At 66.2% G+C, this 15,137-nt stretch carries 11 protein-coding genes; 7 read left to right on the forward strand and 4 right to left on the reverse strand.

All coding sequences use genetic code 11. From position 1 onward, the window contains the following. Positions 1–19: 19 nt before the first annotated feature. Positions 20–574 (reverse strand): DUF2760 domain-containing protein, encoded by a 555-nt coding sequence (locus tag K1X74_19950; GenBank protein MBX7168620.1) that lies wholly within the window; start codon positions 572–574, stop codon positions 20–22. 196 nt (positions 575–770) lie between these two features. Between K1X74_19950 and K1X74_19955 the strand changes: the two genes are divergently transcribed. Both K1X74_19955 and K1X74_19960 read left to right on the forward strand, forming a co-directional pair. Further along, a complete protein-coding gene (locus K1X74_19955) occupies positions 771–2,084 on the forward strand; it encodes a Gfo/Idh/MocA family oxidoreductase (protein MBX7168621.1) in 1,314 nt (437 codons plus the stop codon). 514 nt (positions 2,085–2,598) lie between these two features. Next, positions 2,599–3,318 (forward strand): cytochrome c oxidase subunit 3, encoded by a 720-nt coding sequence (locus K1X74_19960; protein ID MBX7168622.1) that lies wholly within the window; start codon positions 2,599–2,601, stop codon positions 3,316–3,318. Between the two features lie 2 nt (positions 3,319–3,320). Here K1X74_19960 and lpdA read toward each other — a convergent pair whose 3' ends face one another. The 3 genes from lpdA to K1X74_19975 form a co-directional block, all read right to left on the reverse strand. Next, positions 3,321–4,712: a dihydrolipoyl dehydrogenase gene (gene lpdA, locus K1X74_19965; protein ID MBX7168623.1), complete on the reverse strand. Its 1,392-nt coding sequence runs from the start codon at positions 4,710–4,712 to the stop codon at positions 3,321–3,323. Positions 4,713–4,761: 49 nt separating this feature from the next. Continuing rightward, entirely contained in the window at positions 4,762–6,039 is a 1,278-nt protein-coding gene (gene odhB, locus K1X74_19970; GenBank protein MBX7168624.1) for a 2-oxoglutarate dehydrogenase complex dihydrolipoyllysine-residue succinyltransferase, read from the reverse strand. Between the two features lie 87 nt (positions 6,040–6,126). Continuing rightward, complete coding sequence (locus tag K1X74_19975; protein MBX7168625.1) at positions 6,127–9,012, reverse strand: 2-oxoglutarate dehydrogenase E1 component; 2,886 nt, start codon at positions 9,010–9,012, stop codon at positions 6,127–6,129. Between the two features lie 922 nt (positions 9,013–9,934). On the opposite strand from K1X74_19975, the gene K1X74_19980 reads away from it, so the two are divergent. From K1X74_19980 to K1X74_20000, 5 genes are read left to right on the forward strand one after another with little or no spacing between them, the layout of a single operon-like run. After that, positions 9,935–10,969 (forward strand): hypothetical protein, encoded by a 1,035-nt coding sequence (locus tag K1X74_19980; GenBank protein ID MBX7168626.1) that lies wholly within the window; start codon positions 9,935–9,937, stop codon positions 10,967–10,969. After that, positions 10,966–12,612, forward strand: a complete 1,647-nt coding sequence (locus tag K1X74_19985) for a formylmethanofuran dehydrogenase subunit A (protein ID MBX7168627.1) — start codon at positions 10,966–10,968, stop codon at positions 12,610–12,612. The genes K1X74_19980 and K1X74_19985 overlap by 4 nt, the downstream gene beginning before the upstream one ends. Continuing rightward, positions 12,609–13,496: a formylmethanofuran--tetrahydromethanopterin N-formyltransferase gene (gene fhcD, locus K1X74_19990; GenBank protein ID MBX7168628.1), complete on the forward strand. Its 888-nt coding sequence runs from the start codon at positions 12,609–12,611 to the stop codon at positions 13,494–13,496. Before K1X74_19985 ends, fhcD begins: the two co-directional genes overlap by 4 nt. Continuing rightward, a complete protein-coding gene (locus tag K1X74_19995; protein MBX7168629.1) occupies positions 13,493–14,326 on the forward strand; it encodes a formylmethanofuran dehydrogenase subunit C in 834 nt (277 codons plus the stop codon). Before fhcD ends, K1X74_19995 begins: the two co-directional genes overlap by 4 nt. Positions 14,327–14,383: 57 nt before the next feature. Then, positions 14,384–15,133 (forward strand): ABC transporter ATP-binding protein, encoded by a 750-nt coding sequence (locus K1X74_20000; GenBank protein MBX7168630.1) that lies wholly within the window; start codon positions 14,384–14,386, stop codon positions 15,131–15,133. Positions 15,134–15,137 lie beyond the last annotated feature (4 nt).

A 15,137-nucleotide genomic window follows, 5' to 3' on the forward strand; every position in this document is an offset into this window, starting at 1 on the left:
CGTGTAAGATCGTCCGTGACTAGCGGCATTCGACTTCTGCCGGGGCAATCAGCCGGGCGGCGTCGGCAGCGCCCGTCCATTGGGGCAACTCGCAGCGAGCGGCTTCCCAGCCGTGATGTCGCAGCAGGCCCCCGCTGGCCTGTCCGGCGGCATTGCCCACCAGATGAAACCGCGCGGCATCGAGTGGAGCAGGCAGGCTGATCGACGCGCCCTCGGGCTGATCGACGATCGGCCGCGGATCAAAAAACCGCTCGACGACGCCGGCGCAGCCTCGGTGCACTTCGCGAACCGCTGCGCCGATCTGGGCGTCGCTGTACCCGGCGATGGGCTCCTTGAGGAAGTCCAACAGCCGGCCCTCGCGCTGCAGCGCAGCGAGCAGGCTCAAGGCGTCACTCCGAACGGGCTTGGGTGCAGGACGCGTGGCGGCCGGGGCCTGCGGCGGCTCGGGCGAGGCCGCGGGGGGCGCCGCCGTTGAGACGGCGCCACGGGCGAGCGCTTCGCTCACGGCCCGCGCCGCGCCGGCATCGAACAGCACGGCAAAAAAGGCTCGAAAGGCTAGCAGGATTCGGCTCATTGCGGCCACGAAACCCTTGGGGTGAATCGGTCCTCGACGAAACGCTCACCGTACCCCACGGGCGGCGTAGCGACCAGTCCCGTTGGTGCCTGCGCCGGCCGGCAGAGGCGGGCGCAGTTTCGGGCGCAAGGGGTCGTTATCATGGCGCGGCAGCGCAAGGGCTGCGGCCGAGTGTCCCACAAGGAATCCAAGCAAGATGAGCAAGCGATTCGACCGGCGCGAATTCCTGACGCAATCGGTGGCCGCCGGGACGGCCGCGTGGACGCTCGGTCGCGCCCAGCGCGCCGCGGCTCGATCGCCCAGCGACAAGCTGAACCTGGCCATCGTGGGGGCCGGCGGGCGCGGGGCCTCGAACTGGCAGGCCGTGCAAAGTGAGAACATCGTGGCCCTGTGCGACGTCGATACGAAGAGCGCCGCGGCTGCGTTTGAACGTTTTCCTCAGGCAGCGCGCTATGCCGATTTCCGCAAGCTGTTCGATGCGGAAAAATCGCTCGACGGCGTCGTCATCAGCACCCCCGACCACGTGCATGCGCTCGTCGCGGCGATGGCGCTCGACCGAGGGCTGCACGTCTATTGCGAAAAGCCGCTAACGCATACCGTTCACGAGGCACGCTACCTCCAGCAGAAGGCGGCCGCTGCCAAAGTCTCGACCCAGATGGGTAACCAAGGGCACGGCATGTCCGGCGCCCGGCAATCGGTCGAAATCCTTCGCTCGGGCGTTTTGGGCGACGTGACCGAAGTGCATTCGTGGACGGATCGGCCCATCTGGCCGCAGGGTATCGCCCGACCGGCGGAGTCGCAGCCCGTGCCCGCTCATTTGAACTGGGACTTGTGGCTGGGGCCTGCTCCCGCGCGGCCGTACCACGAGTGCTACGCACCGTTCCGCTGGCGCGGCTGGTGGGACTTTGGCACGGGGGCCCTGGGCGACATGGCCTGTCACGTCTTCGATATGGCCTACTGGGCGCTCGACCTGGAGCTGCCGACGACCGTCGAGGCCGAGAGTTCGCCGGTGAACGACGAGACGGCCCCGTCATGGAGCGTGATCCGTTACCAGTTCCCGGCCAGGGGCCCCGCCCCGCCTGTGCGGTTTACCTGGTACGACGGCAAGAGAAAGCCGCCCGTCGAACTAGCGCCCGGCGTAGCCTCGCTGGCCGACAACGGCACGCTGATCATCGGTTCGCTGGGTACGATGTTGGTGGTCGATCCCTACGGCGTCGAAGTGAAGTTGTTGCCCGAAGATCGATTTCAGGGCTATCAACCGCCGGCGCCGACGCTGCCACGCACCGAGGAGCACCACCTCGAGTGGTTGATGGCCTGCAAAGGCGGGCCGCCGACCCAATCGCATTTCGGCTACTCGGGCCGATTGACCGAGGCCATGCTACTGGGCAATGTTGCCCTGCGCCTCGGCCGCGGCATCGAATACGACGCCGGGGCAGGAAAGGTGAAAGACTGTCCCGAGGCCGACCGGTTGCTGCGAGCCGAATACCGTGTCGGGTATTCCCTGGCATGAGCGGCCGGCGAGACGCATCCGCAAGCCGCCTCAGCACATGTTAGACACGGCCGTCTCTGCGCGAACGGGTGATTGCAGCGAGCGCGAGCCGTTACGACTCGCGCGTCTCGGTGGACAGCGCCGATGGAACATGCACGACGGGCACCCGCCAAGCAGCGGGTTCGTTCCACGCCGAGCGGCGACGCCGCTCGTTCTCGCTCCACGATGCACGAATTTGGCGGCAAGCTCCGCGAATTTCCTCAGGCGAGGGCAAGTAGCCCTCCGGACGTGGACGACGCATAGCGTAGTTACTCACGACGTTGAGAAACCGCACCGAGCACGGGCAAGAGCGCCTGGCAATCGGCCGCGGCAAAGGTGTCCCCCCGGCGACAAACCTTTCGAAGCATCTTACGCCGTTCGGCACAAATTGGTTCAATCGGGCAGGCTGAATCTTTCCTCAAATGGTCGTAGCCAAATGAGAAAGACGTGAAAGAATAGCCACCTAACGATCGCTGGATTCAGGGCACCATGAATTGTGTCGCGACAGTTTGACCGGGGTGCCGGGGGCCTCAACGTCAGCAGCACGTTGGGCTACGATTTACCCGCTCCATTCCCGGTGATCGAATTCAAGAATTTGCGGTCTGCTATGGCCTTTCTCAGCTACGGCTATGAACACCCCGAGCAACGCCAATGGCTGCCGCCGCGGGCCCAAACGATGGGCATGTGGCTGCTGCTGGCTTCGCTGGCGATGTTCTTCTTCGGAGCGATCGTGGCCTACGCGATCATCCGGGGGAGACCCTCGAGTCCACCGCCCGGCAGCGTTGCTTTTCCCAAGGGGCTCTGGGTAAGCACGGGCCTGCTGCTCGCCTGCAGCGGAACGCTCCACGTCGCGCTGCGGAGCATCCGCCGCGAGAACCAGCAGCGCTTCCAGGGAGCCTTGATCGCCACCGGGGTGCTCGCCCTGGGGTTTCTGATCGCGCAGGCCATCAGCCTGCCGCAACTGCTCGAAGGCCACGTCACTGCGGCCGGGCTGAAACAGACCTACGGCATTTATGGAATTGCCTGGGCTTTGATCGCGGTTCACGCGGCGCATGTGATGCTGGGCATCATTCCGTTGGCCGTCGTCACCGTGCGCGGGCTACGGGGGCAGTACGATCACGAGGCCCACCTGGGCGTTAAGCATTGCGTGATGTACTGGCACTTTCTCGACGTCGTCTGGCTGGCGATGTTTGCGGTGTTCATCGCGGCCGCCTGACCTCACGCATGAATGGCCCGGCCGCTGACGGCCGCGGCCGCTTCTTTCAGGCATTCGGCGAGCGTCGGATGGGCGTGCGTCGAGCGGGCCAGGTCTTCGCTCGTCGCGGCAAATTCGATCGCCACGGCGGCTTCGGCGATCAGGTCACCGGCATGGGGGCCAACGATGTGCACGCCGAGAATGCGATCGGTTTGGGCGTCGGCAAGCACTTTGACGCGCCCCTCGGCATGACCGATCGCCAGCGCGCGTCCATTGGCCAGGAAAGGAAAGGCCCCCTTCTTATACGCGACTCCGTCTTTCTGGAGCTGCTCTTCACTTCGCCCGACGGCGGCCACTTCGGGCTGGGTGTAGACGATGCTCGGGATGGCGTCGTAATTGATGTGCCCGTAGCCCGTGACCATCGATTCGACGCAGGCGAGCCCTTCTTCTTCTGCCTTGTGGGCCAGCATCGGGCCGCGGATCACGTCACCAATCGCCCAAACGCCGGCGACCGTGGTCTGAAAATGCTCGTCGACGGGGATTCGGCCACGCGGATCGAGCGCGATGCCGACGGTCTCCAGCCCGAGCCCGCCGGTGAACGGCTTGCGACCGACGGCGACGAGGACCCGGTCGCCGCGGACGGGTTCACGGCCTTCGACGGCGACGACGGCCTCTGGCCCCTCGACTTGAGCACCGGTTACGCGACAGCCGAGTTGGAATTCGAGCCCCTGGCGGGCAAAGATGCGGCGCGCCTCGGCGGCGATTTCGGCATCCATTTCCGGCAGGATGCGGTCGAGGTATTCGAGCACCGTGACCTTGGCACCCAACCGCCGCCAGACCGATCCCAATTCCAGGCCGATCGCGCCGGCGCCGATCACGATGAGGTGCTTCGGGACCTCGGAATAGGTCAGCGCCTCGGTGCTCGTGCCGATGCGATCGCCGTCGAAGGCGACGCCGGGGAGCGTGGCGGGTACGCTGCCGGTGGCGATCAGGATCCGCGAGCTGGCCAGCTCGATCGGGCCCTCGGTCGTGGCGACGCTGACGCGGCCGGCGCCGGCCAGCCGCCCCGTCCCCAGCAGGCGATCGACTTTGTTCTTCTTGAACAGGTGGTCGATCCCGCCACCAAGTTGTTTAACGGTCTTGTCCTTGCGGGCCAGCATCGTGGCCAGGTCGATCCGGACGTGCTCGGCGGTGATGCCGTGCGCGGCGTATTCATCGCGCGTCGCGCGGAACAACTCGCTCGACTCGAGCAGCGCCTTGCTGGGGATGCAGCCGATGCGCAAGCAGGTGCCGCCGAGCGACCGCTCGGCCTCGATGCACGCGACGCGCAACCCCAGTTGCGCGCCGCGGATGGCCGCGGTATAGCCGCCGGGCCCACCGCCGATCACGATCAAATCGTATTCACGCACGTCCATGCCGGGTCTCGCTGACGTTGCGCGGGCACGGCGGCGCCGTGCCGCGCGATTAGATTTCCAAGAGCAGCCGCGACGGCTCTTCCATCAGCGACTTGATGTGCTTGAGGAACGTCACGGCCTCGCGGCCGTCGACGATCCGGTGGTCGTACGTCAGCGCGACGTACATCATCGGCCGAATCACGACCTGCCCCTCGCGGGCCACGGGCCGTTCTTGAATGGCGTGCAAGCCGAGAATGCCGCTTTGCGGCGGATTGACGATAGGCGTCGACAGCAGCGACCCGTAAACGCCGCCGTTGCTGATGGTAAACGTGCCACCGCGCAGCTCTTCCATCTCGATCTTGTTCTTGGCGGCGCGGGCCCCGAAATCGGCGATCTTCTTTTCGATCTCGGCAAACCCCAGGTGTTCGGCGCTGCGCAGGATCGGCACGACAAGCCCTTTGCCGCTGCCGACGGCGATGCCGATGTCGTAATAGTCGTGGTACACGATCGCGTCGCCGCGCACCTCGGCATTGACCTGCGGCGTGGCCCGCAAGGCCTCGACCACGGCCTTGACGAAGAACGACATAAAGCCCAGCTTGACGCCGTGCTTCTGCTCGAAGCCGTCGCGGTATTTTTTCCGCAGCTCCATGACCTCGGTCATGTCGACTTCGTTGAAGGTGGTCAGCAGCGCCGCCGTCTGCTGCGCCTCGACGAGCCGGCCGGCGATGTAACGGCGAATCGGCGTCATCGGCACGACGCGCTCGCCGCGCTGGGCGCCGTCGCTCACGACCGGCGCCGGGGCAGGTGCCGCTTTGGCGACGGGAGCGGGCGGCGCCTTGGCCGGGACCGGCGGGGCTGCGGGCGCTTGTGCCACCTGTCGCTGCACGTCTTCTTTCAAGAGCCGCCCGCCAGGCCCGGTCGGCGTGACCTGGGCCGGCGTGAGATGATTTTCGGCCAAGGCCCGTCGGGCCGCCGGCATGACGCGCGGCTCGCTTGCGGTTGGCGCGGGTGCGACGGGCGCCGCCGCAGCCGGCTTCGGCGGAGCAGCCGTGGCGTTGCCAGCCGTACTGGCCGCGGCCGGGGCGCTCGACGCCACGGCCTGCGGCACGGCGGCATCGTCCATATAGCCGACCACCTCGCCGATCGTGGCCATCTCGCCGGTTTGCTTGACGATCTCCGCGAGCACGCCGTCGGCCGGCGCGTTGATTTCGACTGTCGCCTTCTCCGATTCGATTTCCACCAGCGGTTCATCGCGGCGAATTGCTTCGCCCGGTTGTTTGAGCCATTTGCCGATCATGGCCTCGGTTACCGATTCCCCGACGGTCGGAACCTGGAGTTCAAAGCGCACGACTGGGACTTCCTTGTGGGCTCAAAGCCCAAGGGCCGTGACGGCCGGACTTGGGCAGGGATGGCGTGGCGGACGAAAGGGCCAAAACTACGCGCGGGCCGTGACCGGTTCGGGTGCGTCGCTGCGCAGCGACTTCACGCCAAACGCACGTGCCAGCAATTGTTCCTGTTCGAGCTTGTGGCTGTTCGCCGAGCCTGTCGCCGGGCTGGCCGATGCCTTGCGGGCCACGACGTCGAAGGGAAAGCGATCGATCAGCGTTTCACCGAATTGTACCCGCATGTGCCGCCACGCGCCCATGTTGGCAGGCTCTTCCTGCACCCAATAGACGGGCGTCCCGGCCGGGTAGGCGTGCAGCGCCTCGGACAGGGTCTCCTCCCGGAGCGGATACAATTGTTCGACGCGGATGATCGCTACATCGTCGTTGCGCTTCAGCGCATCGCGCGCCGCATGTAGATCGTAAAACACCTTGCCGGAGCAGAGCAGCACGCGGCTCGCGTTCTGTGGCGTAACAGTGAGGTCTGGGATGATCCGCTGGAAGTGGCCGGCGGCCAGCTCGTCCAGCGTCGAGATGCATTGCGGATGACGCAACAGGCTCTTGGGCGTGAACAGCACCAGCGGCTTGCGCCACGGTCGGAGCAATTGCCGGCGCAGGCAGTGGAAAAGTTGGGCCGGCGTCGTGCAGTTGACAATCTGCAGGTTGTCCTCGGCAGCGAGCGCCAGGAACCGCTCCATGCGGGCGCTCGAGTGCTCGGGGCCCATCCCCTCGAAGCCGTGCGGCAGCAACAGCACCAGCCCGCTTAGCCGGCGCCATTTGTCCTCGGCACTGGCGATGAACTGGTCGATGATCACCTGGGCGACGTTGGAGAAGTCGCCGAACTGCGCCTCCCACATCACCAACCCCGAAGGGCAATCCAGGCTGTAGCCGTAATCGAAGCCCAACACGGCGGTTTCCGACAACGGGCTGTTGTAGATCTGAATGGGGGCCTGGTCCGGAGCCAGGTGTCGCAGCGGCATGTACGTGTGCCCGTCTTGCACGTCGTGCAGCACGGCGTGCCGATGGCTGAAGGTGCCGCGCTGCGAATCCTGCCCGCTGAGCCGCACGCGATGCCCTTCGGTCAGCAACGTCGCCAGGGCCAGGGCCTCGGCCGCCGACCAATCGAGCGGCTGCAAATCGGCGGCCATGTCGGCGCGGGCCTTGAGCCAGCGGACGATCTTCGGATGCGGATGAAAATCGGCCGGCAGCTGGGTCAGGCGCTGCAGCAGACCGGCCAGCCGTTGTCGGGAGGTGCCGGTCGTGACTTCCTCGGACAAATGATCCGGGCCGCCGTGATACTCGCTCCAGATGCCGCTGGGGATTTCCGGGCGGCGCAGGTAACTCTCGCTACGGGCGACGGACAACTCGCGCACGAGGTTCGATCGCTGCTGCTCGGCGATCTGGTCGGCCTCTTCGCGCGTGACCTCGCCGTGGCTCAGGAGGTGCTCGAGATACCCCTCGCGGACCGACTTGCGGTTCTCGATCGCGCGGTAGAGCATCGGCTGCGTGAAGGCCGGTTCGTCGCCCTCGTTGTGGCCGTAGCGGCGATAGCAGTACATGTCGATGACCACGTCGCGGTGGAACATCATGCGGAAGTCGAGCGCCAACTGCACGCACTGGGCCACCGCTTCGGGGTCTTCCCCGTTGACGTGAAAGATGGGGATTTGCAGCATCTTTGCCACGTCGGTGCAGTAGGTGTTCGACCGCGCTTCGGCCGGGGTCGTGGTGAACCCGATCTGGTTGTTCAGGATGATGTGCAGCGCGCCGCCGGCCGAATAGCCGGGCAGCTGGCTGAGATTGAGTGTCTCGGCCACGATCCCTTCGCCGGCGAACGCGGCGTCGCCGTGGATCAGGATCGTCAGGCCGCGTTCACATTTCGGATCGCCTACCTGGTCTTGCTTGGCCCGCATCCGGCCCAGGGCCACCGGGTTGACGAATTCCAAGTGGCTGGGGTTGAAGCACAGCGACAGGTGCACCGTCCGACCGGAAGCCGTCACCCAGTCGTTGCTGTAGCCGAGGTGATACTTGACGTCGCCCCGGCCAAGATGCAGTTCGGGATCGGGGTCGTCGAATTCGCGGAAGATGGCGTTGGGGCTCTTGCCCATGATGTTCGCCAGCACGTTCAGGCGCCCGCGGTGCGCCATCGCCAGGATGACCGATTCGATCCCCTGGGCGCCGGCGCTCTCGATGGCCATGTCGAGCGCGGGAATCAACGTCTCGGCGCCCTCGAGAGAGAACCGCTTGGCACCGACGTACTTCTTCTGGATGAATTCTTCAAAGATGGCGGCATCCGTCAGCCGCTTGAGCACGCGGAGCTGATCTTCGCGCGACAGCGGCAGGCGGTTCGCGGTGCCTTCCATGCGGATTTGCAGCCAGTGCCGGACCCGGTAGTCGTCGATGTGCATGAACTGCACGCCGATCGAACGGCAATAGGTCTGCCGCAGGTGCTCGACAATGCCACGCAGCGTGCGGACGCTGGCCCCTTCGATGGTCCGCGTGGAAAACTGCCGATCGAGATCACCTTCGGTGAACTGGTAGAAATCCGGGTCGAGCTCCGATTGGGGGACCCGGGCAAGACCCAAGGGGTCGATGTTCGCGCTCAGGTGCCCGCGAATGCGGTAGGCGCGGACCATCTGGTCGACGCGGTCCTGCAGGACGGCCATGCTCAAGTCGGCCGCTAGCTTGGCATCGCCGTTGGCAGACGGGCCAGGAATGCTCGCCCCCGGTGTTTCGGCGGTCCGGGAGGGAGCGGGCAGGACGGCAGTGGTGGCGGCATACGAAGCCGCGTGCCCGTTGCCATTTCCCGACGCCTTCGGCCAGTTCGCGAAGTAGGCGCGCCACGCCTCGCTCACGGCTTGGGGGTCGGCCAGGTATTGCTGGAAGAGCTCTTCGACAAACGCCGCGTTTTGGGCGTCGGGCCAATTCTCGGTGATGTTCATCGTTTCCAAAAGGTCGCGATTTTCGCGCCCTGGTTTTTACTGATTGCCCGGTCCCTGTTCCGCGCTGCTACAACCGCAAGCGCTGGGTTCGTCCGCAAGTTTCTCACTTGCCGCACAATCGCCTGCACCCGCAACCGGCGCCTGCCCATGCGTTGCACATCGGTTACCGGGTTTCGGCCGAATCAACGCCTGTTTCTCTCCAGCGACCGACGGGTTGCTAGGGGATTCTAGGCGGTAAGAGATTCTTGCGAGTCGACCGCCGATCGAGAACGGCAATTTGCCAGATCGGGCGCCGCTCGAGGCGCGCAGTGACGGACGCAGACTCCGATCGGACGCGTCGCGTCGAGCGATCTTCCACACGGGCGGCTCGCTCCGGCTCCCGTGCGGTCGAGGACCTGCGGGAGCGGCTCCGGCGGAAGGTTGGGCGGGGCGAAGCGAACCAGGCGGCAAGGCTGCCAACCGGTCGAGCTTCGCGGCGATTCGGGCGGGCGGCTAGCCGCCGGAGCTAGCACGTCCGTTTTATAGTCATCGACGAATAAGGTCGCAAGTTTGTTGCATTCTCTTGTCTTTTCTATTTTGGGCCAATTACGCCATCGGAATAAACCAACCGCCTCGCCGGGGGGCGGCCGGCCCAGGTTCGAATGTGCTCGTGAGAACGGTTACAGCGGCTAGGGGTTGGGCGCCACAGTTGCCCCCCCTCGCGCGGCGCGCTTTGCACGCCGGCCGCGGGCTTGTCATGATTGAGGCCCCCCAAGCCTCGGCCGCTTCTGCACCGGTGGCCCACCCCATGGCTTTGCCGATGGTCTGCACTCGCTGCTCGTGCTGCTGTTGTGACGTCGAGCTGCCTTCAGGAGCAAATTCAGGCTGGCAAAAGGCTTGCGATTGGGGACGCCAGTGGCTTGGCGGCCTCCCGCCGCTCGAAGTGACAGCACTGCGTTCCGGCCGGCAATCGACGCTCGAAGCGGCGCTCGAAGAAGCAGCTCGACGCATCGACGGCAGTGCCGCTCCGGTCCTGAGTGGGTTCGTGGGTTTGACCAATGAGGCTCAGCGCGAGGCAGCCTTGTTGGCCGTGCGGATTGGTGCCGCGATTCGCCTGGACACTTCGAGCGGAGGGGCCCGGGCGGGCCTCGACGCGCCCGATCTCACTGCCACCTGGAGCGCCGCGGCGGCGTCCGCCGATCTGGTCATTTACTGGGGCGCCGACCCGGACGAGCACTTTCCGCGGCACCGGGAATTGTTCGCCGCAGATCGGATGCCCGACGGCCTTGCCCGGCGCGTTGTTCGACTTGCTCGTGCGGACCTGGATTTCGCCCTGCGTCTGGCGCTCGCCCTGCAAGAGGGGAAAGAGCCCCCCGCGGGCGAAGCGACCGACGTTGCGGAGGTGGCCGGTGCGATTCGGGCTGCGCGCCATGCGCACGTCTACTTGCTGGGCGAAGCGGCCCGCGACGACGCACTGCGCGACGTGCTAGGCGCCTGTGCCGCCCGACTGCGGCCGGCGCCGAAACTGTCGGTTGCCACGATCGAGGCGATAGTCAATGCCCGCGGCGCCGTCGAAGCGCTCACCTGGTTGACGGGTGCGCCCGGCAGTTCGTTGCTGCTGAGCAGCACAGAGGCGGAGACGGCGACGCGAGTTTGGTTACCGTCGAGCCGAGGCGGCCCAGGTCTCGACGAAGACCTGCGCCTGGAGATCGGTCGCACAGCTCCGGGCGCCGGGCCGGCGCCGGCAGCCATCGGAGCGCCGCGCATCGTCATCGGCGATCAGCACGACGACGCGGCCGAGATATCGATCCGCATCCCGGGTCTTGATCCGAGGCTTGCCGCGACGGTTGTTCGAGGCGACGGGGTATTCTTGACGTTGTGCGGAAACGCAGAACACGGACAGCCCGATCCGGCGGTCGAACTGCTCCGGCAGCTACGTCTTGCCGTGCAATCGCGATTCGCAGGGGGGGCTGCATGATCGCGCTGCGCAACGGCCGCGTTTACGACCCGGCCAATCAGATCAACGGCGAGATTCGTACGCTCTGGATTGAAGGCGGCAAGATCGTCGCTGAGCCGGCGGAGCCTGCGACCGCCACGTCGATCGATCTCAGCGGGCGGATCATCATGCCGGGCGGCGTCGACATGCATTGTCACATCGCGGGTCCCGCGGTGAATCGTGCCCGGCGGTTACTGGCCGGCGACGTCCAATCGCGCCAATTGGTGCCCGATCCGTCCGCCGACTCGCCCCCGGCGTGGCCGTTGACCGGGAGCACCCGGCAAACCGGCAACCGCTATGCGCTGCTTGGCTATACGACGGCCATCGAGGCGGCGGTGGCGCCGGTCGGAGCGCGTCAGGCACACGCCGAGTTGCACGACACGCCGGTCGTCGACCGAGGGCTGTTGTTGCTGCTGGCTGAGAACCCGCTGGTGCTCGCGGCACTGGGTGCGCGCGACCGTGCGTTGGCGGTCGAAATGGTCGGGTCACTCTTGTCGCGCTGCGCCGCGTGGGGCATCAAGGCCGTGAATCCCGGCGGCACGGCACATTGGCAATCGTCCGGGCCCGATCCGCGGCGACTCGACGAGGCAATTTCCGGCACCCGGCTCACGCCGCGGGCAATTCTCGCAGGCCTGTGCGACGCGGCCGAGGCCTGGCGATTGCCCCACCCGCTGCATATACACGCGAATCAGCTCGGCGTGCCGGGCAACATCGAGGTCACGCTGGCCACCTCGCGGGCCTTGGCCGGGCGCCGACATCATCTGACGCACGCCCAGTTTCATGCCTACGGGCGCGACGGCGAGGGTCAGCTCGCGTCGGGCTCGGCGCGGCTCATCGATCACCTGCGGCAGTCGCCCGGCATGACGCTCGACGTGGGACAAGTCATGTTCGGCGAGGCGCTCACGCTCAGCGCCGACCGGGATTTCGAGCACTACCTGTGGCAGATCACCGGGCGACCGTATGTCGACGTGGAAACCGACCTGGCCACGGGCTGCGGAATCGTGCCGCTCGAGTATCGCCGGGACCGCGCGCTGCACAGCCTGCAATGGGCCATCGGGCTCGAGCTGTTCTTGCTATGCGACGACCCCTGGCAGATCGCGCTGTCGACCGATCATCCCAACGGCGGGTCGTTCATGGCCTATCCGACGCTGATGGCGCAGCTTGCCGACCGCAGCCTGCGCGATGCCGCCTTGGAGCTGACCGCACCCACGACCCGGGAGCGCACCCTGCTCGCGGAGTTGGACCGGGAGTACTCGCTCCAAGACCTGTGCATCGTCAGCCGGGCAGCGCCGGCGCGCATGTTGGGCCTGAAAAGCAAGGGGCACCTCGGCGTGGGCGCCGACGCCGACGTGACAATCTACAACGACACGGCCGATCGAGAGCAGATGTTTCGCCGGCCGTATCTGGTGATCAAAGGCGGCGAAGTCATCGTCCGCGACGGCGAGCTCTGCGCGCAACCGGCGGGCTCGACGTGGCACGTCGCGCCCCAGGTGGACCGCGGCGCGACTGCCCAGATCGATGCCTGGATGTGCGAACATTCGACGCTGCCAGCCGAACAATTGTCGCCGTTGCCTCAGGACCTGGCCGGCGGTCATACGGCCACGCTCGCGCAGGGACCGACATGAACATCGGCGAAACGCAGATTGAAGACACATATGCCGAAGCGTTTCGGATGCACTACGCGCGGATCGTCGTCACCGCGGCCGACGACTACTGGTTAAACGTGGCGCTGGCCGAGTTCACCGGCTACGGGGCTTCGGTGATCGGCTGTGACGTTGAGGCGGGGATCGAGCAATATCTCTCGCCTAGCGAAACGCCCGACGCGCGACCGGGGGCCGCGGTGCTGCTGTTTGGCGTATCGGCCGAGAAGCTTGCCAAAAGCGTGCCCCGCCGCGCCGGGCAGTGCTTGATGACCTGTGCGACGACGGCCGTGTTCGACGGGCTGCCGGCGGCGGAAAACCGAATTCCGCTGGGACAGCATATTCGGTTTTTCGGCGACGGCTTTCAGAAGAGCAAGGTGATCGAAGGGCGGCGCTACTGGCGCGTGCCGGTCTTCGATGGCGAGTTCCTGGTCGAAGCGACCGCCGGCACGGCCAAGGGCATCGGCGGCGGCAGCATGATCCTGCAGGCGCGCAATCCGGCGATCGCGCTCGATGCGGCGCGCAAGTCGGTCGGAATCCTGGCGCCCGTGCCCGGCGTGATCACCCCCTTTCCCGGCGGCGTGATTCGCAGCGGCAGCAAGGTGGGCTCGCGCTACCGCGGGGTCGTGGCCTCGACGAACGAGGCCTATTGTCCGACGCTGCGCAGCCGCGCGGAAACGCTGCTGCATCCCGACGCAGTATGCGCGTATGAGCTGGTGATCGACGGGATCGACGAGGCCGCGATCGCCGAGGCGATGGCCCTTTCGATTCGCGCTGCGGCTCTGCCGGGTGTGATTACGATCGGTGCCGCGAACTACGGCGGCAATCTCGGCAAGTTTCATTTCCGCCTGCACGAGGTGCTGCGATGAGCGGCTACCGGATGCAATGGCGCAATCCGGCGCCGGGGCCCGTCGACGCGGCATTGCTGCGGCCCGATCGGCTGGCGACACTTTCCCCGACCCAGATGGCGCGCCAACGCATTTTGTGTGGCCGAGAATGGCACGACTTGGGCGAATTGTTCGTTATCGATCGCATCGCCACCGCGGATACCGCGCGCTTGGAACTCGAAGGTTGCCCGCGCTACGTCCGCCTGGCCGCCGGAATGACGGCAGGCGAACTGTTCGTCGAAGGTCATGCAGGCACGCTCGCAGCGGCCGGCCAGCGCGGCGGGACGATGACCGTTCGGGGCGACGTCGGCGATCTGGCCGGGGCGACCATGCAGGGCGGAATCTTGCGCATCGCGGGGAATGCCGGCGACCAGCTTGGCGCCCCCCTGCCCGGCACGCTGTCCGGCATGCAAGGCGGTGAGATCATCGTCGCCGGCAACACAGGCAAACAGGCGGGCCTGCGCCAACGCCGCGGGTTGATTGCCGTGGTGGGAGATGCCGACGATTACGCGGGCCATCACCTGCGCGCAGGGACGATCGTGCTGGGGGGCGCGGCGCCCTTGCCCGGTGTGGGCATGCAACGAGGCACGATCGTCTGCCTCGCGCCTGACGTACGCGTGCCCGCGAGTTTTCGCCGAGACGGCCCCAGTTGGCCGGGATTTTGGGCCCTGCTGCGGCGTCGGTTGTTGGCGCTGGGCTTTCCTTGCGAGGACACCCCGTCTACGCAGGGGTTTGTTTCTCTCAGCGGCGATCGCCTCGGCCTCGGCCGCGGCGAAATCTTGATCGCGCAGCCGGATGGGGCGATGGTCTGAGCCACCGGATTGCAAACACTGACGGGGCGTTCAGGGCCAGCGGGTATAATGCCACAGATGTCGACTTCCGCCGCGACTTCCGAACCGCCCTCGGCCGATTCGCGCCGTGCCGTGTTTTCGGCGCGCGAGATCACCAAGGTCTATCACATGGGCGAAGTCGACGTGCACGCGCTGCGCGGCGTCGATCTTGACCTGTTCGAAGGCGAGTTCGTTGTCTTGCTCGGGCCATCGGGCAGCGGCAAGTCGACCTTGCTGAATATCCTGGGGGGGCTCGACGTGCCCTCGTCGGGCCAGGTGCGTTACCGCGATCAGGATCTCACGGCGAGCGACGACCGGCAGTTGACGCGTTATCGGCGCGACCACGTCGGCTTCGTGTTTCAGTTCTACAACTTGATTCCCAGCCTGACCGCCTGCGAGAACGTGGCGCTGGTCACGGAGATTGCTCGCGATCCGATGTTGCCGCAAGACGCGCTGGAGCTGGTGCAATTGGGCCACCGGATCGATCACTTTCCCGCGCAGCTTTCCGGAGGTGAACAGCAGCGCGTGGCGATCGCCCGAGCCGTGGCCAAGCGCCCCGACGTGTTGTTGTGCGACGAGCCCACCGGCGCACTCGACTTTCACACGGGCGTTGTCGTGCTCGAAGCCATTCAACGGGTAAATCTCGAGCTGGGCACCACGACGGCCGTGATCACGCACAATGCGAGCATTGCCCGGATGGCCGATCGCGTGATCTCGATCTCCGACGGCCGGGTGCATTCGGTCGAGCACAACCAGCAGAAGCTCTCTCCGCGCGAGCTGGAGTGGTGACGCG

Source organism: Pirellulales bacterium, from assembly GCA_019694435.1.
GTDB lineage: Bacteria > Planctomycetota > Planctomycetia > Pirellulales > JAEUIK01 > JAIBBZ01.